We start from the raw sequence: 23,059 nt of genomic DNA on the forward strand, positions 1-23,059 counted from the left end.
TTTAATGTAAAAAACAATCAAAGCCGTTGAAATTTTACTCGTCGTAAAATTTCAACGGCTTATTAGTTTTCAGAGGAGGGTTTTGTCCCAGCCTCGGTCTATTTATGTTTCTAAGCCACGTGGCATAACAGTCGATAAGAATATAGATTATCCTATAGCAATTAAACAGTTAAAAAATGAGCAAAGTATCCCTGCACGTACGGAGCGAGGTTTACCTCGGGGTACATGCTATATCGTCTGAGCACACATAGATAATTAGTTTTTTAAGTGAGTAAAACTTACTTCTCAATAAAAAATGAAAACTCTGAAAAGCCAAGGCTTCCAGAGTTTTTGAACAATTAAATGGTATGTGTTGAATCTTATTCACTTATCCTTATCTTTCATACGACTAAAAATGGTTGCTAATATCGGACCTGATATATTATGCCATACACTGAAAATCGCACTTGGTACCGCGGCTAATGGAGAGAAATGTGCAACGGCTAAAGATGCACCTAGGCCTGAATTTTGCATTCCTACTTCAATTGCAATAGCTTTCTTTTTAGCTAAGTTCATACCGAAAATCTTTCCAAATAAATACCCGATTAAATATCCTAAACAATTGTGTAAAACAACAACACCGAAGATAATTAAACCAGTTTCAGCAATCTTTTGTTGATTGCCCGCAACAACAGCAGCCACAATAGCAACGATGGCTACTACAGAAACGAGTGGCATCACTTTCACACTTGCTTTGGCTTGCTTGTTAAAGAACTTTTGTACAATGAAGCCTAATGCAATCGGAATAATAATTACTTTGACGATCGACATAAAAAGTGCACTAGGTGCAACATCAATGTACTCACTTGCGAATAAATAAATAAGTCCAGGCGTAACAATTGGAGCTAATAAAGTTGTGACAGATGTTACTGTCACCGATAATGCCACATCTCCTTTGGAAAGGAATGTCATGACATTTGAAGATGTACCCCCTGGGCAGCAACCTACCAATATAACACCAATTGCAATTTCCGGTTGAAGATTGAATAGTTTCACCAATAAAAAGGCTAGAAATGGCATGATTAAAAATTGACCAACTACACCAACTGCCACATCTTTCGGTCTAGTTAAAACTTCTTTAAAATCCGAAATTGTTATAGTTAATCCCATACCGAACATCACAATGCCTAGTAATGCCGTAATATATGCCCCGATCCAAGAAAATCCGCTAGGAATAAAAAAGGCAAGTGCTGCAAAAAGAAGCACCCAAATTGCAAATGTATTGCTAACAAACTGACTAAAACGTTCTAAAACTTTCATTTATACACCTCTATGTAATATTTTTTTAATATAGTAAACTATATATTGAATACAGAATTTAATCAATAGTGAGAATAATCAATTAATAAAACTTGGTTCCATATTCATAATATCTAGGGAAATATTGAATATTTAGATTTTTATTTTGAGTAGATATGAGACTTAGGTAAGGGAAATAATAAAGCCTATAATAAGATGGGAAATAACGTGGAATGATAGAGAAGAATAGTGGGATTTATACTAATTGTTATTTAGATTTCTGTACTTACTGATCACAAGCATAGTTATTTTTATCTTCCACGTGTGGATTTTCGCAAGCAAAGAGGCACAGTGAACTTAAGCCATTTAGATGCCATTTAAATTACTCACATAAATTTTATAAATTGCGCTATAGTACGGAATCTTTTACTCGTGAAAACAGAAAATAAAAAAATAGAGGGAATAAATGGTGCAATGTTTAGGGTGAATTACTAGTTGGTTTTAAAGAAACAAAGGAATACTTATGTATGAAAAACTCTCTGCAGATAACGGGAACAAATGCTATAAAGTCAGGCATAACCAATTCCATATCAGCAATGCAACTACCACAACAATATGAAGGACAAACTTTCGGAAATAACCAATCCGGAGGTCACTACTGAACAATATGAGTAAAGTAACTATAAAAGGGGCACCAGGCTGGGATGCGGAGAGTAATGATAAAATCAGTCGCTTGTTGCTGGCAATGTAAGACTAAACTTGTCATTTCTTGCGCTTACCCGGGAAATTATTTCTTATTTCCTAACCTGAGTAACCATTTTTCCATAAACAAAAGGCGTTAGAAATTATTAATTCTATTGAAATTGAAGAAGCTGAATCTGATGGTGAAACAGTACAATTCGTAAATGTTGAAGATAACGAGGAGAATCGCGAGATAATTCGTTCATTAGGATATTCTGACGATGAAATTGACAACTTTAAACCGTATGATGACGAACCATCTATAGATTTAGGATTTTTCGTTTGGGACAACGCAAACGGTTTGATGTGGAAATTTCATCATTAAGGAGGATATAGATGATTAACCGTATTGTACCGTGAGAAAGTTTTTATTCAGAGCACCTAGAGCCGAGGTGACGATTGAATGGGTGCCTAACAATACGAAAAGAAGTCGAACAGCATAGAGCAAGGCTAATCAATCAATAGGTCCGCATAGCTTTTCTCGAATGCCGAGGATGTCCGAAATGAAAAGCTTTTAATCAAACCAAGAAATACAGAAGATGCAAGATTTATAGGCAGCTACGAAACATTGGGAAGGAGCTTGAGCAGACTAGTAATTTGCGTAGATGGGCTTAGTGAAGATTTGAAATATATTGTTCGGTAAAATTATTGATCTTTTTTGGGTTTTACAAAGTATGAAATGAACATAACAAAAACGCCCATAGAAATGTATATTAGTGCAACAGATTTATTTGGAATAGATGAATTGTATTCGAAGGTACCTGATACTCTGCTCCATCCTCGTGAAAATAAAAAGGTGCCTAAAAAAAATATGACCCATCCTATTGTAGACATTGTTTTCATTGCATAACAACTCCTGATATATAGGTTATTAACCTATATAAGGATAACATAATTAGATAATATTTGAAAATATGGAATGATTCAATTGCTGCACAATATGAGGAATAAACGATATATCTTAAGAAACAAGAGCAACCGATACCCAAGCTGGAGCCGCGCATAGCGGCTAAATGTGAAACAACGTCTATGAAACTTTCGTACAAGAAATTATTTTGCATATCAACCACCACTCGATTTATTTTTGCTTTTAAGAGTAACTATAATGTCATTAACAATACGAGTAAGGTTGCTAAAACTGGTGCTAGACCACCGACTAGTCCCTTAAAATATCATCATATAAAGATTGCGTTTATGTTTAGTCAGTTTTTAGATTCTTCTTTAACTTCTTCTAAAATTGATTGATCAAGAGTTCCTGTTCGAATGTCATTTTCCAATATTTTTTTGTTCTAGTTTTTCTGGTAAATCTGCTGTAAATTTTTTATCCTTTTTTATTTTCTCCCGATGTCAAAGACTTAATTATAGGACCTTTTAGTTTAAGCATTTTTAAAATTTTGTACTTCATTAAACACACAACAATCCACTTCATTTTTTCTTATTGAATTAAAGGAGCGTTTATTTCAAAATAAATAGACAGTATATTGACTAAAATGAAAAATGTGATACTCTTAATTTAGACAGTAAACTGTCTAAAATGGAGGATAAAAATGGATATATACAAAGAAATTTTTTTAATGCAGCAAACTTACGCTACTTTATTTTCTTTAGCAAATAAAATTCAAGTAAAAGGTGACAAGTTTCTTGAACTTTTAACTTCAAGACAGTATATGGCAATGGTAGCAATAGCGCACTTACCTGAGGATGAAACGACTTTGAATAATATTGCTAGAAAATTAGGTACTACAAAACAGAGTACGAAACAGTTAATTACAATCATGGAAAATAAGGGTTACGTTAACGTAGTTCCTAGTAAGAAAGATAAACGTGCGGTTAATGTAATAATCACTAAAAATGGAAAAGAGGTATTGCTTGTTGTTGCAGAAAAAGGAATCTTCTTATTGGAAGACCTTTTTAAAAAATTCTCAACTGAAGAATTGGAAACAATGTGGGACCTTTTAAAGAAACTTTATAGTTTTGACGGTGAAGAACAAGATGGATTTGAAGAAGAGGGTAATTTAAACATGGATGAAGATACCAATGAATTGCAAATGAGAGTAATGAAGGAATTTGAAAGACGAAGAATTCAAGCAATTAATAACGGAAATACAAAATAAATATCAATCTATTTTTAAAATGAAGGATAAAGGAGAGTGATCATTATGTTTGAAATTAGTGATGAAACGTTAAAATTAATTAAAAAGACCTGTAAAGGAAAAAAAGATTTAAAATTAACTGTAGGTTATTTAACGGACAATAATACAGTTATAAAAATTTATAATGAAAACGGTGAACTTGATTCATCAAAAAAATTTCATTATGAAATTGGCTCTATTACAAAGACTTTTACTGCATCTTTGCTATCAAAATATGTTTTTGAAAACAAGTTGTCACTAAACGATTCAATACAAAAATATATAGAAGAACTTAAGGAAGACGAGTATTATCCTACATTGCTCCGTCTTGCTACTCATTCTTCTGGATATTCAGAAAATCTGCCATTAAATAAACGAGAATATTTTAGTCTATTTTTAGATTTGATTATGGGCGCTAGTAATTTCAATAAGACTAATCCGTTAAATATTGATTTTAACAAAATGAAAATGCTAATGGAAAAAAATAAATTGAAAGAAATGGATTATTCATGGGAATATTCAAATTTCGGTTTATCACTTATTGGGTATGGATTGGGGATTGTATCAGGCAAGGGATACTGGGACACTATGAACGATTTTCTTCGTAATGAGCTGGGACTAAGCGATACTTATTTAGGTACATCCAATAATAATTTACATGGTTTTGGCAGAAAAAATAATGATTGCGGCAATTGGAAATGGAACAAAGAAAATCTTATGTCACCTGCGGGCGCAATAAGTTCAACTGCTGATGATTTACTTAAATATGCAAAAATAAATATTAATGAAGATAAACCCTATTTGTCTCTTTGTCATGATAAACATGGAAGTGGAAAATCAAAGAAGTATGATATGGGTCTTGGATGGTGGCTTTTAAAGAAAAATAATAATGTTATGTTACATGGCGGCGGAACAGGATGCTTTAGTTCATTTTTAGGGATTGATAAAGAAAAGAAAGTTGCCTCCGTAGTTTTGGCCAATTATAGATTAGGTAGAAATGATGATGAAAAGATTGGGATTTCCTTATTAGAAAGTTTACAAATCTAAAACATCTGATATTAATTAGATAGATTTCTTCCTGTTAAGATAACTTTAATTTTTTGATGTTCCTTAGAAACAGGAGCTCCTCAAGCCAAAGAAGGAGCTAATAAAATAAAAACAGCTAAACTTGCGCAAGTTGCAAATATTGTAGCTACACAATAGAAGATGACCAGCAAAGCTTATTTAGCCGAGCTGGTCTTTTTTATTTACTTAGTCATAATCAACCTTAAGTCTTAAGCCCGATATGGTATCAGTCTATCACTGTATTTACGAGTAAATAAAACTTTGATATTCTATTTATGGAAAATATTTCTTGATGAAGGGGGTAATCAAGGTGTTAAAGTGAATAAAAAAATTTTATTTGTGGGGGCATTAATTTTTTAGGAAGTGTATATCTAGAAATCGAGGAGGCAATTCTTTTATGAAAAATAAACTTTCTGCGGTGTTAGCCGCTACATTAGCGTTAACGATGAGCCTACCAACAGGGGCGATGGCGTTTTCTAACAGTCAGACTACGGTTGTGGCTAGCCAAGAAGTAGCTAGTCAAGAACTAAAAAAGATTGCGACAGAGAAGGCTGCGCTACTCACGAAGTCGTATGAGACGACTAGCGTGCAGTATGCGCTAATTGATAATGGCAAACTTATTTTGTCGGATCAGACAGGCAAGAACGATATGAAAGGGAAACAGCTGCTGACCAAAGATACCCTATACGGGATTGGTTCAGTCAGTAAAATGTATGCAACGGCGGCTGTAATGAAATTGGTCGACGAAGGAAAAGTCGATTTGGATGCTCCTGTCGTCCACTATGTTCCTGATTTCAAGATGAACGACGAGCGTTACAAAAGCATTACGCCACGTATGCTGTTGAACCACTCCTCCGGCTTGCAAGGTAGTACGTTTAGTAATACATTTTTATTTAACGATAATGATACCTATGCCCATGATAACTTGTTGCGGCAATTGTCCAACCAGCAATTGAAGGCGGATCCTGGCGCGTTCTCGGTTTACTGCAACGACGGCTTTACGCTAGCCGAGATTATGGTGGAAAGAGTCAGCGGTATGAGCTTTACCGAATTTATACATCAACGGTTTACAGAACCCTTAAAGCTAAATCATACGATAACGCCGCAGGACAAATGGGAAAACGATAAGCGGGCTGGACTTTATTTTCCAACGTACCAAGGGCAGCTACCTACTGAATCGGTGAATGTGATTGGTACGGGAGGGATCTCTTCCACAGCAGAAGATATGGTGCGATTCTCACAACTATTTATGGGACAGGGAAAAGGAATCCTCTCTGAAAAGGCAGTCAAGGCGATGGAGCAAGAGGAATATAAAAAAGGAATGTGGCCAGGGGATGGAGATAATATTGTCAACTATGGTCTTGGGTGGGATAGTGTGAAACTATATCCATTCAGTGAATATGGGATAAAGGGCTTGGCTAAAGGCGGCGACACGGGACTGCAACATGCTTCACTGGTCGTACTTCCTGAACAGAAGATGGCAGTGGCTGTGTTGTCATCCGGCGGTAGCAGCACTACAAATCAACTGGTGGCGACTGAATTACTGCTCGCTGCGCTTAAAGAGAAGGGCACAATTAAGGATATCAAGCCGAACAAATCCTTTGGCAAGCCGATCAAGGCCAAGATTCCTCAAGACGTAGTGAAGAAAGCGGGTTATTACGGTAATAGTTACAGTCATTTCAAAATAGAAATTACGAAGAATGGAGAACTGGTCTTACCATATAATCCAGAAGAAAAATATGTATATACTGCGGATGGAAGCTTTATTAATGAGACAGGTACCTCCAAGCTCAACTTCGTCACAGAGAAGAATAGACGAACATATTTGAGGGAGAGCACATATATATCGATGCCAGGTTTAGGGCAAGAAGTGGTTACTTACTATTTAGGCGAGAAACTAGAAGTCAACGTGTTATCGAAGGAAACCACTGCCGCATGGGCGAAGCGGGAAGGCGTCAAGTACTATCTTGTAAACGAGAAATATAGTTCTGCTCAATATCTCGTACCAATGATGCTTACAACACAAATTAATCGTAATGAAGGTCTAGAGGGCTATTGGGACGGCAGAAAAATTACAGGCCCAAACACGGCTGCGCATCAGCTCCAAATCCCCGTAATGGCAGGCCGTGATACGACGGAATCTCGTTTCTATACAGAAGGCGGTAATGAATATATGGAGATGTCCGGATTGTTATACGTAAGTGGTACCAACTTAAAACCGCTTGAGGCAAGCCAATCATCCAAAGTTACGCTACAAGCAAATGGGCATGCGAGATGGTATACGATCCCGCAAGCGGTAGTAGAGAAAACGATGACAGTGGCGTTACCACCGAAGAGTTCGTTCGCGGTGTATGATGGTGAGGGAGTATGCGTCAATTTTACTGTTGTAAGCGGCAATAACAAAGTAAAACTGCCGAAGAACGGAACAGTTGTATTTGCTGGCGAGCCGAACTCGCAATTTGCAATCACGTTGAACTAACTATAATTCAAGAACGTCTTCAACGAAACCAGAACGACACAGAAATAACTCGAGCTCATTTAACTGCATTCTTAACTCGGAAATATGTAAAAGATAATAAATAATAAATAAAAGCCACTAAAAATAACTATATCCCAAAAGTTAGACCAAAAATCTTACTTTTGGGGTACGGTTCAACCATAGTGGCTTATTTCATTTTAGAGATTATATAAAATAAAATGGAAATAAAGGTTACAAAACCTAGTTGTTGTAAATTATTTTCTTTGATAAAATTGCTACTATATAATGTACCTGTCCATAATGATTTTTATAAATATATAATTTTTTGTTGGGTCACTATTTAAAAAAAACTACGAGTGCCCCAGAAAGTACCCCGGTCAAAAACATTTTATACACTTCAATAAAAAGGTATAAAAATGTCGTTTCAGCGAAACCTTCATATTATGCACATCAAAAAAATAAAAACATTAGGCTACAAATCAAGGTCATAAGTAATCCTTATCGAAAAAGATAATATTAATGTAATTTACTTATGAATATAAATGAGCTATCATGGGTATTGGAGAAAAGATGCTTTAAAATTTATATAGGCCTTTTCAAAAAGATATTTAGGGGGATCCGCAAATGGCACAAGGTAATTTACACAACAGCCGCGCATCATTCGAAGTTAATGGTAAAACTTATAATTACTATGACTTAGCTGCGATTGAAAAAGCTGGCGTTGCAAAAGTTTCAAACCTTCCTTACTCAATCAAAGTATTATTAGAATCAGTTTTACGTCAATATGATGCATATGTTATCAAAGAAGAGCACGTAAACGAATTAGCAAAATGGGGTAACGGTGCAGATCCAGAAGCTGAAGTACCATTCAAACCTTCTCGCGTAGTATTACAAGACTTCACTGGTGTACCAGTAGTAGTTGACCTTGCTTCTCTACGTTCTGCTATGAAAGAAATGGGCGGCGACCCAAGTAAGATCAACCCTGCTATTCCAGTTGACCTTGTAATTGACCACTCAGTACAAGTTGACAAATACGGTAATGCATCTGCATTAGCAGCAAACATGGACCTAGAATTCGAACGTAACGCTGAGCGTTATAACTTCTTAAAATGGGCTCAAACTGCTTACAATAACTTCCGTGCTGTACCACCAGCAACTGGTATCGTTCACCAAGTAAACTTAGAGTATTTAGCTCCAGTTGTACACGTAAACGAAAATACTGACGGTACATTCGAAACTTTCCCAGATTCAGTAGTAGGTACTGACTCACATACAACAATGATCAACGGTATCGGCGTTCTTGGATGGGGCGTTGGTGGTATCGAAGCTGAAGCAGGTATGCTTGGTCAACCTTCATACTTCCCAATCCCAGAAGTTATCGGTGTTAAATTAGTTGGCGATCTTCCAAACGGAACTACTGCTACTGACTTAGCATTAAAAGTTACTCAAGTATTACGTCAACGTGGCGTAGTTGGTAAATTCGTTGAGTTCTTCGGACCTGGCGTAACAAAATTACCACTAGCTGACCGTGCGACAATCTCTAACATGGCTCCTGAATATGGTGCTACATGTGGTTTCTTCGCAATTGACGAAGAATCATTAAACTACATGCGTTTAACTGGTCGTGACGAAGAGCACATCGCGGTTGTGGAATCTTACTTAAAAGCTAACCACATGTTCTTCGATCCAACTTTAGAGCCAGTTTACACTGACGTATTAGAAGTAAACTTAGCTGAAATCGAACCAAACCTTTCTGGTCCAAAACGTCCACAAGACTTAATTCCACTATCTCAAATGCGTACTCGTTACAAAGAAGCAGTAGTGGCACCACAAGGTACACAAGGTTTCGGTTTAACTGAAGATGAATTCGCAAAAACTTCTGTAGCTAAATTCGCTGAAGGTGATGTAGAAATCCCAACAGGTGCTGTAGCAATCGCTGCAATCACTTCTTGTACAAATACATCTAACCCATACGTATTAATCGCTGCGGGCTTAGTTGCGAAAAAAGCTGTAGAAAAAGGTCTAACTGTGCCTAAATGGGTAAAAACTTCTTTAGCACCAGGTTCTAAAGTAGTAACTGGTTACCTTGAAGATTCAGGTTTACAAACTTACCTTGACCAAATCGGTTTCAACACTGTAGGTTACGGTTGTACAACATGTATCGGTAACTCAGGTCCATTACTTCCTGAAATCGAAGACGCTATCAAAGATAACGACTTATTCGTAACATCAGTTCTTTCTGGTAACCGTAACTTCGAAGGTCGCGTACACCCACTTGTAAAAGCTAACTACTTAGCTTCACCACCACTTGTTGTTGCTTATGCACTTGCTGGTACTGTGGATGTTGACCTACAAAAAGATTCATTCGGTAAAGACAAAGATGGCAACGAAGTATTCTTCGCTGATATCTGGCCTTCAACTGAAGAAGTTAACGCAGTATTAGGTACTGTAGTTAACCGTGAATTATTCCAAAAAGAATACGAAACTGTATTCACAGCGAACGAAAAATGGAATGCAATTGAAACATCAACTGAGTCTCTATACACATTTGATGACAAATCAACTTACATCCAAAACCCACCATTCTTCCAAGGTCTTGCAAAAGAACCAGAAGCTATTAAAGGCTTAGATGGCTTACGCATTATGGCGAAGTTCGGTGACTCAATTACAACTGACCATATTTCACCAGCTGGTGCAATCGGTAAAGAAACACCTGCAGGTAAATATTTAATCGAAAACGGTGTTGCAATCCGTGACTTCAACTCATACGGTTCTCGTCGTGGTAACCACGAAGTTATGATGCGTGGTACATTTGCAAACATCCGTATCCGTAACCAAGTTGCTCCTGGTACAGAAGGTGGTTTCACGACTTACTGGCCAACAGGTGAAGTAGAGTACATCTATGACGCATGTATGAAATACCAAGAGCAAGGTACTGGCTTAGTAGTACTTGCTGGTAACGACTACGGTATGGGTTCTTCTCGTGACTGGGCTGCGAAAGGTACATTCCTACTTGGCGTGAAAACTGTTATCGCACAATCTTACGAGCGTATCCACCGTTCTAACTTAGTAATGATGGGTGTTCTTCCACTTCAATTCATGCCAGGTGAATCTGCTGAAACTTTAGGCTTAACTGGTAAAGAAGAAATCTCTGTTAACATTACTGACAACGTAAAACCACGTGAAATCTTAACAGTTACTGCTAAATCTGAAGACGGATCAGTTAAAACTTTCCAAGCTTTAGCTCGTTTCGACTCAGAAGTAGAAGTAGACTACTACCGTCACGGTGGTATCCTACAAATGGTTCTTCGCGCGAAAGCTGCTCAGTAATCATTTAAATAAAAAACCGATCTCTTAGGAGATCGGTTTTTTATGTACTTCTGTAAAAACATCAAAATCGTGGATAGAACCTTTAAAATGATGGATAGCCCCGCCGAAATGATGGATAGAAATGTCAAAATGATGAGTAGAACTTCTGAAATGCATAAAAAAGACCTCAAAATATAGAAATCATTATTTTTTAAAATCTTTACTCTTCTACAATTTCCAACTGTTTGTAATAGTTCTCTACAATAGGATAAATATCTGGGTTTGAATCATAGTAGGTATTATCAATTTCACTTAGTGTAAATTTAAATTTTCTTTTACTATCAAAAAGAGTAATACCATATCTCCATCCAACACGTTTTTCTTGATTGTCTTGTGGAGTAAACTTTATATCTTTAATCAAAGAAACGAATTCATTGATTTGTTCTTGCTTAGTTATCGTTTTTGAAGCACCAATTGAACCATCTTGGATGATCACTTTATCTATATTTTCAATTTTTGCATCCTTATAAAAGGCTTCTAATGATTGCGTTTTACCATTTGTATAAGCAGAAACCAAAAACAGACTTACCAATAAAAATAGAAACAAAAATTTTTTCATTAGACATGCCTCCAAAAAGTTTATTCTATTGCCAATTAGACGAACTAAATACCAAATAGTTACAGATCGTAGGAGTTCTCATTTAATGCAGACGGTAGCTTTTTCAAATGCCATTGCCTCGGTAATGGTAGTAATGTACCATATAACTCTTAGTGATGGATCGCTCGGCTGAAGTGGTGGATAGAACATCTGAAATCGTGGATCGCTCGGCTGAAGTGGTGGATAGAACCGTCAGAATGATGGATAGAACTTCCGAAATGGTGGATAGAATCGTCAAAGTTGCGGATAGGACCTCCTAAATGATGGATAGCCCCGTCAAAGTTACAGTTCTAACCACCGAAACGATAAATAAAGTTATCGAAGCGACAGTTAGAATCGTAATTGTTAAATCAGTTTATACGCTAAATTTGTTCTTCATACTATAAAACTGTAAACAAATTGCAAATGACATAGAGATGACTGCAAAATAAATCAATGTTATTGATCCCATCTGTAAGGACAGTACAATTCCACCTAAACTTGCACCTATTGCACTACCTAAATAATTTACAGAACTGTTTAATGCTACTGCTGAACTTCCGTTATTCGGCTGATATGATAGTAAAATATGTTGTTGAGGTGCTTGGCATGCCCAACCCATTGCTCCCCAGACAAAGAACGGTAAGTATTTTAATATCGGTAAGTTAATCATTAATGGTATACAAATAATGGATAAAATTAAAGTCAATAAAATGATTGTAACTAAAGTTTTTGGTTTCCCGAAATAGTCGATTAAGTAACCAATCATTATACTTCCAACCAAGCCACCGAATCCCCATGCCCAAAGATATATCGTTAAGTTACTGGAACCTGCCATTTCCTCTAATAGGGGAGATAGATATGTGTACAATCCAAGGCTAGCAACACTGGCGAAAAATGTTATACATACAGTTATAGTTACTCTTTTATCTAGGAACATCTTTAATCGTTCGTTAAGTGCAGGAGGAGGCGTTGTTGGGAAATCGGGCAGGAAAATATACATACATAAAACAGCAATTACACCGATCACAACTAATAGCCAAAGCGTTATTTTCCAATCAAATAAGTTGGATATATATATACCTAAAGGAACCCCAAGTACTGTTCCCATACTCATTCCTCCAATTGTCAAACCTAGAGCTCTCCCTCTCTTTTCACTAGAAACGAACTTTGAAGAGGCTGCTACGGCTAATGGAGAAAATAAACCAGCCCCTGTCCCTGCAATTGCTCTCGATAGTAGAAGAATAGAAAAGGTCGGCGCTAAAGCAGTGATGCTATTCGCTATTGTGAAGATAAGCATTGACCCTATTAAGATTTTTTTTATTGGTTTTCCTGCAAGTAAAGAAGAAAAAAACGGCGCTGAGATTGCGTAAAACAAAGTAAAAATGCTCACAGCCTGGCCGACTTGTGATGTACTTTTTTGATACGTATCGCTAATTCCTGGGATTAGCCCTGCGATCACATAGGCATCAAAGCCCAAGGCAAACATGCCAAAGGATAATAATAAAATATTTTTCATTTATTGAACCTCCATATAGTAAAGATGCTAAGTATTTTGTCGATTAGATAACTTATAACAATATGTTATAATCGAAGCACCCTCTATATTTAATAGGTTACTAAAAATCGTTGAATATGGAACAATCACTATTTTATAAGGGTATAACAAATCGTTATAGGTTAGGGAGGAATACAATGAATGTAGAATGGTTACATAGTTTTATTGCTGCTGCCAATCAGAAAAGTTTTTCTAAAGCTGCTCAAATCACGAATCTTTCTCAACCTGCACTAAGTAAACATATACGAAACTTAGAGAATAATCTTGGCATCGAGCTATTTCATAGGACATCCATAGGTATTGAATTAACAGAAGCTGGGGAACGTTTTTACACTCGAATTACACCAGTTATTACTGAACTAGCCGCCATTCGTGAAGAATTACAGCAATTTAACCAGAGCAATCCAATTGCCATCGGTGGTCTGCCTAGCTTAGCCACTTATTATTTGCCAAATAAAATGAATGAACTTAAGCTACTAGATCGACCTATAACCTTAATGATTCAAAATACTTCAAATGAACTGTTGCAATCTTTACAAAAAGGTAGACTTGATGCAGTCTTTGTGGATGCAAAATATACGGGAGAATCTTTGTGGAGTTGTGAATTGTTTACGGAACCTTACTATGCTGTGTTTCCTTTGAACCATCGTTTTAATTCAAGAACAGCAGTTGACCTTGCAGAATTGTGTGAGGAGCCGCTTATTGTTCATCAGGCTCCTTGTGATTCAAGAAAGGATATAGTAGAACAAATACAAGCGCTTGGCTATAAACCTAATATTATAAGTGAAGTGAACTTTGGCGATTTTATTTTTGGGGCTGTGACCTCTGGAATGGGGATTACGATTGTGCCAGAGTTAATGGCAAAAAATATCGGTCATCTTCAGCTTTTTGCCTTACCAATTAATGATTTTGGAAGAACAATTTCATTGGTTACAAAAAGCAAAGAATTTGGATCGAAGTTACAACATTTATTATCAAATTAAATGGAAAGAAGCTGTCCCAATTTAACGCTTTGAGACAGCTTCTTTCCATTAATTAAACCCCATTAAATCCTTTACCTTTTTTGCATTTTCCTCAGATGTCAGCATTTCCAGAAAGCTAAATGCCACGTCGAATGCAGTGCCGGGATTGGAGGATGTAATAATATGTCCAGTTTGAACAATTCGCTCGTTGACGAAGTCTGCTCCATAAGATTGTAGCTGTGCTAATCGTTTACTTGTTGGATGATTATAAGTAGTAGCTTTTCGATTTTGTAGTACTCCGCTATGACCTAAAATGAGGGAAGCTACACAAACCGTCGCAATCGGTTTTTTGTGTTCATTGAAATGACGAACAACCGCCTGGAACTCCTCGCTAAAAGCATCATCATAAAATCCAGCTTCCTCAAATCCACCAGGAATCGCAAGTGCATCAAAATCCTCTAATGAAATTTCATGAAGCAATTTTTCGGGAGCTACGTTAAAATTCCATGTACATTGTAATTGATTATGCAATCCTACAGTCACGACTTCTGTTGTGCCGTCGCCCTCCCATTTATTCCAGCCAAGAACATCTGTAAAAACACTCGCTTCAACGGCCTCAAAACCATTCGCTAATAGTAATAATATTTTTTTCACGTTGTTAATGCCTCCTTTATATGTTTAATTGTAGTGAATAAGGTTATACAATGACAGAATCTGTATAATGTAATTTAGATGATTTGCTTTATAATAAAAGGAATTTTATTAAATCTAATTTATTAAAAAAGGTGGATACATATGGATCAAATAGATACAGAAATACTACAGCAATTGCAGCGAAATGCAAAAATGTCGATGAAGGAATTAGCGGCGACGGTTCATTTATCATCCCCAGCAGTTATTGAGCGTGTCAAAAAGTTAGAAGAACAGGGGATTATTGAAGCTTATAGTGCAAAAGTAAATTTAAAAAAGTTGAATCGCGACATTCAAGCCATTATTTTATTTAAATCAATTGATTGTAAAAGCCTTTCGGATTTTTGTAACGCACATCCCGATGTCCTTGAATGCTATCGTGTAGCGGGTGAAATCAGTTATATTGTAAAAATTGCAACCAATTCAGTGGAAACATTAGAACAGTTTATTGATGAGGCAATGCCTTATGGAACGCCATCAACAAATATTGTACTTTCTTCAAATAAAAAAACGGTCATTGCGCCTTTTTCTGATGAAAATTTTGAATAATTGGGGCCAGAATTGCTCGGGTAATCCTAAAATCCAGATCTTTATTTAAAAAATACAAAAAAGCAAACCTCTATACCGTGAGCACCGTTTATAGGGCAGAGAGGGGGAGAGACGTTGCTTGAAATTAGAGAACTCGAAGAAATAATGCAGCAGCATACAGAAAGGCTCATCCGACTTGCCTTTTATTACGTCAAAGATTTACAAAGTGCAGAAGATATCGTGCAAGATGTATTTATTAAATTTTACGATAATCAACAAAACTATGAGGAAAGAGGAGAATTACGAGCATATCTATCGAGGCTCGTCATTAACAAAAGTAAAGACTATTTACGCAGCTGGACATACCGTAAAATACAAGTTCAACAGAAGATCTTTGCCAAGCAGGCTGTCACGAAAAGGGACATGCTAGTGCAACAGGATGAACAAACCTTAGTAGAAAACGCCATCTTAGCACTACCATTAAAACAGCGAGAGGTCCTTATTTATTTTTATTTTGAGGAAATGTCTGTTATTGAAATTGCCGAGCTTTTAAGTATTCCGGAGAGTACGGTGAAAACAAGGCTACGTCGTGGACGAGAGCTATTGAAGCCAAAGCTACAGCATATTGAATGGGAGGTCCTGTTACATGAGTAAAGTAGATGTTAGGGTATTAAAGGATTTAACCGAAAGCAAAAAGCGTGTTATGACCAATGTTGTACAGCATTTAGAACAGCGTGAGATGAAAAAAAGATCTTGGCGTTGGCAATATAGTGTATTATCTATTATATTTACAGTTTGTATTGGCATCTTTCTATATACTCAATACAGCGGAAATCAGGAGCAGTTAGCAAGTACACCAATTGTTTTAGATGAAAAATTTCTAAACTTCTATTTAGAAACGGATCCCCGAGTAAAGGATCAGACAAGGTCCAATGATGCAAAAAAGGAGAAGTTTGATTTCTTTTTACAGGCTGAATCTTTATATGCTTACGCTCGATCAAAAGGGATAGTACCTACGCAAAAACAAATTGATGAACAACTAGAATCATTGATGGAAGTAGGTATAAATCAAAACGAAGCGCAACTTGCTGAACAATTAAAAATGCTGAATGTTACAAGAGAAGAATTTATCGAGCAATATATTAAACCACTATCTTATAAATTTGCTATAATCAATTTACTATTGGAGCAGGAAAAGAATCAATACAAAGATGTAAATAAGCCGATATTATTTTTTCTAGTAGGGAAAGATGCTTTGAACTATTTAGAGGAGCATGATAGTCAAGAAATAGCAGCCTTACGTGAAAAATATAATATTCCAGTTGGGGAAAAAGAAATCCATTCAAAACGTGGGATAGTAGTAGCAATCAAGGAACATGAATTTTTAGTAGTTTCTTATGCAGATGAATCGGATATTGGTAAATTATCAATTGATGACATCGTACAAAAACACGGTAATGGTACGTGGTTCCCATTAATTGATGTTCCTACAACATTGGCGCTTGGTGATGATGTAGAAGTGAAATATAGTACAGATTTAGCAGGAGAAAAAGATGATTCTAAAATAGGATTTGCAGATATAGATAGCATGAAAATACTGGAAGATCATTAATGAATTAATGCTAGACATTCAAAATTTCAAGAATGTCTGGCTTTTTTAATCTCCTCTTGTATTTGGATTAGTGTACAATTATTGTAAGTAATTATATAATCAGGGGATATGATAATAGATGATTATGTAAATTCTTTTATCAAAACAAAAGGGAATGGGGAGAAAGATTGGCTATGATACTAAATAAAAACTTACTTAAGGAAATTGAATTAAAAAAAATACTAACAGACATAAATAGTGGAAGTAAAATGTGGCAGCAAGAGGACCAAACTCATCTCATTCAATCAATGATGTTACATATCGGTTCATTAGATAGTGAACTGCGAGATGACTTAATTTATGGATCGTTTTATGAATTGATCCGTGAAAAAAACTTACTAGAGCATTCACTTTTAACGGAGCTTTTAGAGGAATGTTTGAATAATTTATTATGTAAGGGTATCGAAGAAAGCGAATCAGATTTAGTTTTTACCCGCACATTTACGTCGCTATTAATCGCACTTATTTTATATAGAGATAACGCAGACAATTTTTTATCTGAGCACAAAATAAATGAGTGTAAAGATCGATTACTAGCTTATTTATCAACAGAAAAGGATGTAAGGGGCTATGTGCCGGTGAAAGGGTGGGCTCATAGTGTTGCTCATATGGCTGATGCCATCGATGAATTGGTGAAAAATCAAAAATTAAATAAAGCCTCATATATTGAAATTGTATACGCATTATATAACGTCGTTTTGCAAGAAAATTATGCTTTCATTCATAATGAAGATGAACGGATTTTAGTACCTATTTTCACAATGCTTGAGCATGGTTTAGAGGAGCAAGAGATCATTAGATTACTGCAAGAATTACCTGCTACTTTAAAAGTAAAAAAAGAACTGCTCGATGTACAACATCACAGAATTTTAGTTTTTAACTGTAAAGCCTTTGTGAAAAGCTTTTATATTAAAACAAATGGGAAACCTAAGTTCGCAACTCTTCATGAAAGCATCGAAGCATGTCTCGATGAATTATAGGGAAATTACTACCAATATTAGTACTTTGAAATTATTGACAGACAAAAATTAGTTTGTTAAGATGAGTGACAATAAAAGCATACAAATTCGTTGATGAGAAAGAGTAGTGTTTCATTTTGTTCTACAGAGAGCCGACATATTGGTGGAAGTCGGTGTGCAGGTGTTACATGAAGATCCTCTCTGAGAAGATTGGCAGAACATAGTAAGCTAATCCGGGTGTCTACCGTTAAAAAGAACACGTATGATTGTACGTTGCTGAGTGCTATTGAACGTTGGTTCAATAGAATTAGGGTGGTATTCGCGGTTAACCCCGTCCCTTACTTGGGACGGGGTTTTTTGTATGCCTTTTATACAATAAGTATAGGAGGAATTTACATGCAAGCTGAAGAGAAGAAAGAAACGACTGTAGAAAGAGAAATGCGGATTCGTCAGTTGTGGGACCAAGAAGGAACGTTTCAAGCGTCTGTTACAAACCGTTCTGACAATAAACCTTTTGTATTTTATGAAGGTCCACCAACTGCGAATGGTTTACCACACGTAGGTCATGCATTTGGCAGAACGATTAAAGATGTCGTGGCTCGTTATAAAACGATGCAAGGTTATTTAGTGGAGCGTAAGGCTGGCTGGGATACACATGGTTTGCCTGTAGAGTTAGGCGTGGAAAAAAAGCTAGGTATCTCTGGCAAGCAAGAGATTGAGAAATATGGTGTTGAACAATTTATTCAAGAGTGTAAGGGAAGTGTCTTTACTTATGAGAAGAAGTGGCGCTCCTTTACAGAGCAGCTAGGCTATTGGATTGACATGGATGACCCATATTTAACGCTAAGTAATGATTATATTGAGTCCGTTTGGAATATTTTAAGTCATGTACACAAGGAAAATTTTTTATATAAGGGGCACCGCGTTTCACCATATTGCCCTAGCTGTCAAACATCATTAAGCTCTCATGAGGTTGCACAGGGCTATAAGGATGTAAAGGATTTATCTGTCACGGCAATGTTTAAGCTGAAAGATAAAGAAGAATATTTTCTTGGTTGGACAACGACTCCATGGACATTACCTGCCAATGTTGCCTTGGCCATGAATCCTAAGCTCACATATGTTCGAGTGAAGCAGCATAATAAAATCTATATCTTAGCAAAATCACTAGTGAATAAAGTTTTTGCTGATTCTGTTGAAGTGTTAAGTGAACATAAGGGGCATGAATTCGAAGGTGTGTCGTACACCCCACCATTTTCTTATGTCACAGTTGATAAGGGGCATATCGTTGTACTAGCCGATTATGTCACAGAGCATAGTGGAACTGGTATCGTCCATATCGCACCTGCATATGGGGAGGACGATTATAAAACGGTTCAGCAAAATGGTCTATCGTTTGTCAATGTTGTTGATTTAAAGGGTTGCTATACAGAAGATGTTCCAGAGCTTGTTGGTAAATTTGTGAAAGATTGTGATGTCGATATTATTAAAATGCTCGCTAAAAAGGAGCTATTGTTTGATAAGGAAAAATATGAGCATAGCTATCCACATTGCTGGCGCTGTGATTCACCTTTGCTTTACTACGCGACTGACAGCTGGTTTATCCAAATGTCTGCTTTGAAAAATAAGCTTTTAGAAAATAATGATCAAGTAACATGGTATCCGGAGCACATTAAACATGGTAGATTTGGTAATTTCTTAGAAAATCTAGTGGACTGGAATATTAGCCGAAATCGTTATTGGGGTACACCGCTCAATGTGTGGATTTGTCAGGATTGTGGTCATGAAGTGGCACCAAATAGTATGGCTGCCTTAAAAGAGTTAGCGCAGGGTACTTTACCTGACATTGAACTTCACAAGCCGTATATTGACGAGGTTGTTTGTACTTGTCCTAAATGTAATGGCGACATGGAACGTACACCGGAAGTAATTGATGTATGGTTTGATAGTGGATCCATGCCATTTGCTCAACAACATTATCCTTTTGGAGACTCTGCTGCTTTTAACAATCAATTCCCTGCTGATGTTGTCATAGAAGGCATCGATCAAACACGAGGCTTTTTCTATAGTTTATTAGCGGTTTCAACTTTATTTACAGGAAAGGCACCTTATAAAAATGTCCTTTCCTTAGGTCATGTTTTAGATGAGAATGGACAGAAAATGTCGAAAAGCAAAGGAAATGCATTGGAGCCAGTTGAACTAATAGAGCAGTACGGAGCGGATGCTTTACGATGGGCGTTCTTAGTGGACAGTTCTCCTTGGAATCCTAAACGCTTTTCTAAGAAGATTGTGATGGACGCGAAATCAAAGCTAGTCGATACACTAGATAATACGTTCAAATTTTATCAGCTATATGCAGAAATAGATGGTTTCCAGTACGATGCTGATAAGGTTGGCACTCGTACAAAATTAGATCAATGGATACTTTCTCGATTACATCATACAATCCAGATCGTTACTAAATCTATGGACGACTATCAATTTACACAGGCAACACGTGAAATTGGCAAGCTTGTAGAGGAGCTAAGTAACTGGTATATCCGTCGCTCACGAGCAAGATTTTGGGCAAATGGGCTGACAGAGGAAAAACGAGGTGCCTATAGTACACTGTATGAGCTACTAACGACAATTTGTCAATTACTAGCACCTTTCACTCCGTTTATCGCTGAGGATTTATATCGACAATTATCAGGGAAAAGTGTTCATTTACAAAACTACCCAACATATAATGAACAACTATTGAATCCAAAGCTTGAAAAAGAGATGGCGAATATTTTAACAATCGTAGAACTAGCCCGCAGCATCCGTAATAGTCAAGGAATCAAGGTAAAGCAGCCGTTAAGTGAAATGATTGTCTCTGTTGACGGTGAGCTAACAGATTATCAACCATATAGCGAGCTCGTGAAAGATGAATTAAATATGAAAGAGTGCGTTTGGACTAACAATTTTTCAGCTTATGAAACGGTACATTATAAGCTTAATTTTAAAACGGCTGGTGCAGCATTTGGAGCAAAAGTGAACAAAGTAAAAGATTATGTAGTGAATTTAAATGATGAAGAGAAAAATGTATTACAGCGAACAGGTTCAGTTGCGTTAACGATCGATGGGGAACAGGTAACATTATTAAAAGCGTATGTGTTATCAGAATCAATTGTGAAGGAACATTTCGTCTTAGCCGAAGAAGCTCCTTGTCGAGTCCTTATGAATGTTCATCTGACAGCTAGCTTACTTGAAGAAGGGCAAATTAGGGAATTAATTCGCACAATTCAAGATACACGCAAAAAATGGAAACTTCCTGTTGAACAGTATATATCGATATCGATTGCTGGAAGTGCTAAAGCAACAACTATCCTCCAGCAGCACGAAGCATTACTAAAGGCCAATGTGTTGTTACATGATATTCATTATGTGAGTGACGATCATGGTGAACGATATTTAGAGACAGAAGTGTTTGATGAAAAAGTTACTGTCTATTTTAAACTGTAAAAACTTTAGTACTCAGGTAAGTTTCAAACGCTTGGGGTAGACAGAAGAAGTGATCGGGTAAGTCCGGAAACTGCTCGGGTAGACAGAAGAAGTGATCGGGTAAGTCCGGAAACTGCTCGGGTAGACAGAAGAAGTGATCGGGTAAGCCCGGAAATTGCTCCGTTGACAAAAGAAATGATCAGGTAAGCTCAATAACTGCTTAGGAGTCGCCAGAAAAAAGTACAGAACGATGCAAAAATCGTTCAGGTACCAGTATTTTATTAAACAGTTAAGTGTTAAAGTAATGCACTAAAAACATATATTTAAGCTGAACTAATAGTGGTATTAAAACTTCATTATTATGCTAATATTTACACAAATAAAAATATTAAAGGAGGCCTTTATGAATTCGTATGAAACTAAAGTTAAAGAATTTTTAGACTCTAATAATGTAAAAGCTGAACACTTCGTTTTTAATCAATCATGCCACTCAGTACAAGATGCTGCTAAAGCAGTTAATGGTTCGGAAGACGATTTTGTAAAAAATATTTGCATGATTGACTCAAATAATGAATTAATAGTTGCTATTGTAAAAGGAAACAATAGAGCTAGTACAACTCGTGTTGCCAAATCATTAAACATAGAAAAACCAAGACTTGCTAACGGAAATGAAATTATTGAACATACAGGTTTCCCACCAGGTGGAGTTCCTTCTTTTGGTTTTCATGCACAGTTTTTAGTTGACCCTAAAGTTACAAATATGGATTACATATATACTGGTGGTGGTTCTGAAAACTCATTAGTTAAAATAAATGTTCAAGACTTATTAATAATCAATCAGGGTACTATTATTAAAGTAAGTAAATAGCAATTCTTAACAACCGTATAAAATGACGGTTGTTTTTATTTTATACTAACTTTGATATATCTGTTCTTTAGTTGAAGCATGAATAGTAAAATTTACAGATTCAATATACTCAAACTATATCTATAAAAACAATAAAAGCTGAACTAATACCACTACTACTGAACAATATGAGGAAATTAATAAATAAGGTAATCAACTACTTATTACGAATATCAAGAATTTGTGAGAAATCATACTTGAACTAACGGTGCAATAAAGTTGAATAACGGTATGGATATATGTGGTAAAATAAGTGAAGAATAAAAGCTTGGAGAGTGAATGTAATGAGGGCACTACGAGATTTAACTAGGATACTATTGGAGTTCATAAGAATGGTTTTTTTACTCATAATTTTTTATTTGATTTCAGGTAATATTGTTGTTTATATCTACCGAAAATTAGGTGTTGAATATTCGAATACTTATGGGATTATGATGGTAATCTCAATTTTAATTTTATTTACTGTTTTATATCGAAATAAATTGCAATCTAGTGGATGGTATAAAGGAGATGTTAAAGATAAACTCTCAAAAACATTGACAAAATGGCTGATTTCAATCGCACTATTATTATTGTTATTACCTCCTGTCCTAGTTTTCGTTTTTCACTAACGGATTCGATTGTTCAATTATTACACTCGCTTTTTGTATTAACGGCGCGGGTTAGTTGCAGAAGGAAATAGTTGCATTTATATCGAA

General features: G+C 36.2%; 16 protein-coding genes, 1 pseudogene and 1 other annotated feature. Of the genes and pseudogenes, 13 read left to right on the forward strand and 4 right to left on the reverse strand.

What is annotated here, in order from left to right:
* Nucleotides 1-94 precede the first annotated feature (94 nt).
* Nucleotides 95-193, forward strand: a pseudogene (locus ACIQLB_RS09060) (IS6 family transposase); the annotation flags it as partial.
* Between the two features lie 170 nt (nucleotides 194-363).
* Here the strand turns inward: ACIQLB_RS09060 and ACIQLB_RS09065 are convergent.
* The gene (locus ACIQLB_RS09065; RefSeq protein ID WP_400724081.1) at nucleotides 364-1,299 is read right to left on the reverse strand and encodes a bile acid:sodium symporter family protein; all 936 of its coding nucleotides are present in this window, start codon (nucleotides 1,297-1,299) and stop codon (nucleotides 364-366) included.
* A 2,267-nt stretch (nucleotides 1,300-3,566) separates the two neighbouring features.
* Between ACIQLB_RS09065 and ACIQLB_RS09070 the strand changes: the two genes are divergently transcribed.
* From ACIQLB_RS09070 to acnA, 4 genes are all read left to right on the forward strand, one after another.
* Complete coding sequence (locus ACIQLB_RS09070; protein WP_400724083.1) at nucleotides 3,567-4,133, forward strand: MarR family winged helix-turn-helix transcriptional regulator; 567 nt, start codon at nucleotides 3,567-3,569, stop codon at nucleotides 4,131-4,133.
* 45 nt (nucleotides 4,134-4,178) lie between these two features.
* Nucleotides 4,179-5,198, forward strand: a complete 1,020-nt coding sequence (locus tag ACIQLB_RS09075) for a serine hydrolase domain-containing protein (RefSeq protein ID WP_400724086.1) — start codon at nucleotides 4,179-4,181, stop codon at nucleotides 5,196-5,198.
* A 415-nt stretch (nucleotides 5,199-5,613) separates the two neighbouring features.
* The gene (locus ACIQLB_RS09080) at nucleotides 5,614-7,695 is read left to right on the forward strand and encodes a serine hydrolase domain-containing protein (protein ID WP_400724089.1); all 2,082 of its coding nucleotides are present in this window, start codon (nucleotides 5,614-5,616) and stop codon (nucleotides 7,693-7,695) included.
* Nucleotides 7,696-8,319: 624 nt separating this feature from the next.
* Entirely contained in the window at nucleotides 8,320-11,025 is a 2,706-nt protein-coding gene (acnA, locus tag ACIQLB_RS09085) for an aconitate hydratase AcnA (protein WP_400724091.1), read from the forward strand.
* A 199-nt stretch (nucleotides 11,026-11,224) separates the two neighbouring features.
* Here acnA and ACIQLB_RS09090 read toward each other — a convergent pair whose 3' ends face one another.
* Nucleotides 11,225-11,623, reverse strand: coding sequence for a hypothetical protein (locus ACIQLB_RS09090; protein ID WP_400724094.1), 399 nt, complete (start codon nucleotides 11,621-11,623; stop codon nucleotides 11,225-11,227).
* 394 nt (nucleotides 11,624-12,017) lie between these two features.
* The gene (locus ACIQLB_RS09095) at nucleotides 12,018-13,160 is read right to left on the reverse strand and encodes an MFS transporter (protein WP_400724097.1); all 1,143 of its coding nucleotides are present in this window, start codon (nucleotides 13,158-13,160) and stop codon (nucleotides 12,018-12,020) included.
* A 176-nt stretch (nucleotides 13,161-13,336) separates the two neighbouring features.
* On the opposite strand from ACIQLB_RS09095, the gene ACIQLB_RS09100 reads away from it, so the two are divergent.
* Entirely contained in the window at nucleotides 13,337-14,182 is an 846-nt protein-coding gene (locus ACIQLB_RS09100) for a LysR family transcriptional regulator (protein WP_400724100.1), read from the forward strand.
* Nucleotides 14,183-14,230: 48 nt separating this feature from the next.
* Here ACIQLB_RS09100 and ACIQLB_RS09105 read toward each other — a convergent pair whose 3' ends face one another.
* On the reverse strand, nucleotides 14,231-14,815 hold the full coding sequence (locus tag ACIQLB_RS09105; protein WP_400724103.1) for a DJ-1/PfpI family protein: 585 nt from the start codon (nucleotides 14,813-14,815) through the stop codon (nucleotides 14,231-14,233).
* Between the two features lie 141 nt (nucleotides 14,816-14,956).
* On the opposite strand from ACIQLB_RS09105, the gene ACIQLB_RS09110 reads away from it, so the two are divergent.
* The 7 genes from ACIQLB_RS09110 (at nucleotide 14,957) to ACIQLB_RS09140 (ending at nucleotide 22,972) form a co-directional block, all read left to right on the forward strand.
* Nucleotides 14,957-15,400 carry an Lrp/AsnC family transcriptional regulator gene (locus tag ACIQLB_RS09110; RefSeq protein ID WP_400724105.1) on the forward strand — a complete coding sequence of 148 codons (444 nt, stop codon included), beginning with the start codon at nucleotides 14,957-14,959 and terminating at the stop codon, nucleotides 15,398-15,400.
* A 114-nt stretch (nucleotides 15,401-15,514) separates the two neighbouring features.
* Nucleotides 15,515-16,033, forward strand: a complete 519-nt coding sequence (locus ACIQLB_RS09115) for a sigma-70 family RNA polymerase sigma factor (protein ID WP_400724108.1) — start codon at nucleotides 15,515-15,517, stop codon at nucleotides 16,031-16,033.
* Nucleotides 16,026-16,991, forward strand: coding sequence for a hypothetical protein (locus ACIQLB_RS09120; protein ID WP_400724111.1), 966 nt, complete (start codon nucleotides 16,026-16,028; stop codon nucleotides 16,989-16,991). Before ACIQLB_RS09115 ends, ACIQLB_RS09120 begins: the two co-directional genes overlap by 8 nt.
* Before the next feature lie 173 nt (nucleotides 16,992-17,164).
* Nucleotides 17,165-18,010, forward strand: coding sequence for a DUF2785 domain-containing protein (locus tag ACIQLB_RS09125; RefSeq protein WP_400724114.1), 846 nt, complete (start codon nucleotides 17,165-17,167; stop codon nucleotides 18,008-18,010).
* An 81-nt stretch (nucleotides 18,011-18,091) separates the two neighbouring features.
* Nucleotides 18,092-18,331: a binding site (T-box leader), on the forward strand.
* 54 nt (nucleotides 18,332-18,385) lie between these two features.
* Nucleotides 18,386-21,475: an isoleucine--tRNA ligase gene (gene ileS / locus ACIQLB_RS09130; RefSeq protein WP_400724117.1), complete on the forward strand. Its 3,090-nt coding sequence runs from the start codon at nucleotides 18,386-18,388 to the stop codon at nucleotides 21,473-21,475.
* A 382-nt stretch (nucleotides 21,476-21,857) separates the two neighbouring features.
* A complete protein-coding gene (locus ACIQLB_RS09135) occupies nucleotides 21,858-22,322 on the forward strand; it encodes an aminoacyl-tRNA deacylase (protein ID WP_400724120.1) in 465 nt (154 codons plus the stop codon).
* Nucleotides 22,323-22,693: 371 nt separating this feature from the next.
* The gene (locus ACIQLB_RS09140) at nucleotides 22,694-22,972 is read left to right on the forward strand and encodes a hypothetical protein (protein ID WP_400724123.1); all 279 of its coding nucleotides are present in this window, start codon (nucleotides 22,694-22,696) and stop codon (nucleotides 22,970-22,972) included.
* Nucleotides 22,973-23,059 lie beyond the last annotated feature (87 nt).

This window comes from Lysinibacillus sp. NPDC092081 (genome assembly GCF_044755845.1).
Lineage (GTDB): Bacteria > Bacillota > Bacilli > Bacillales_A > Planococcaceae > Lysinibacillus.

Bases quoted from the DNA above. Each gene is read 5' to 3' on its own strand.
- ileS (WP_400724117.1), top strand. From the start codon at position 18,386: ATGCAAGCTGAAGAGAAGAAAGAAACGACTGTAGAAAGAGAAATGCGG.
- ACIQLB_RS09135 (WP_400724120.1), top strand. From the start codon at position 21,858: ATGAATTCGTATGAAACTAAAGTTAAAGAATTTTTAGACTCTAATAAT.
- acnA (WP_400724091.1), top strand. From the start codon at position 8,320: ATGGCACAAGGTAATTTACACAACAGCCGCGCATCATTCGAAGTTAAT.
- ACIQLB_RS09090 (WP_400724094.1), bottom strand. From the start codon at position 11,623: ATGAAAAAATTTTTGTTTCTATTTTTATTGGTAAGTCTGTTTTTGGTT.
- ACIQLB_RS09065 (WP_400724081.1), bottom strand. From the start codon at position 1,299: ATGAAAGTTTTAGAACGTTTTAGTCAGTTTGTTAGCAATACATTTGCA.
- ACIQLB_RS09120 (WP_400724111.1), top strand. From the start codon at position 16,026: ATGAGTAAAGTAGATGTTAGGGTATTAAAGGATTTAACCGAAAGCAAA.
- ACIQLB_RS09075 (WP_400724086.1), top strand. From the start codon at position 4,179: ATGTTTGAAATTAGTGATGAAACGTTAAAATTAATTAAAAAGACCTGT.
- ACIQLB_RS09125 (WP_400724114.1), top strand. From the start codon at position 17,165: ATGATACTAAATAAAAACTTACTTAAGGAAATTGAATTAAAAAAAATA.
- ACIQLB_RS09140 (WP_400724123.1), top strand. From the start codon at position 22,694: ATGGTTTTTTTACTCATAATTTTTTATTTGATTTCAGGTAATATTGTT.
- ACIQLB_RS09110 (WP_400724105.1), top strand. From the start codon at position 14,957: ATGGATCAAATAGATACAGAAATACTACAGCAATTGCAGCGAAATGCA.
- ACIQLB_RS09080 (WP_400724089.1), top strand. From the start codon at position 5,614: ATGAAAAATAAACTTTCTGCGGTGTTAGCCGCTACATTAGCGTTAACG.
- ACIQLB_RS09100 (WP_400724100.1), top strand. From the start codon at position 13,337: ATGAATGTAGAATGGTTACATAGTTTTATTGCTGCTGCCAATCAGAAA.
- ACIQLB_RS09095 (WP_400724097.1), bottom strand. From the start codon at position 13,160: ATGAAAAATATTTTATTATTATCCTTTGGCATGTTTGCCTTGGGCTTT.
- ACIQLB_RS09070 (WP_400724083.1), top strand. From the start codon at position 3,567: ATGGATATATACAAAGAAATTTTTTTAATGCAGCAAACTTACGCTACT.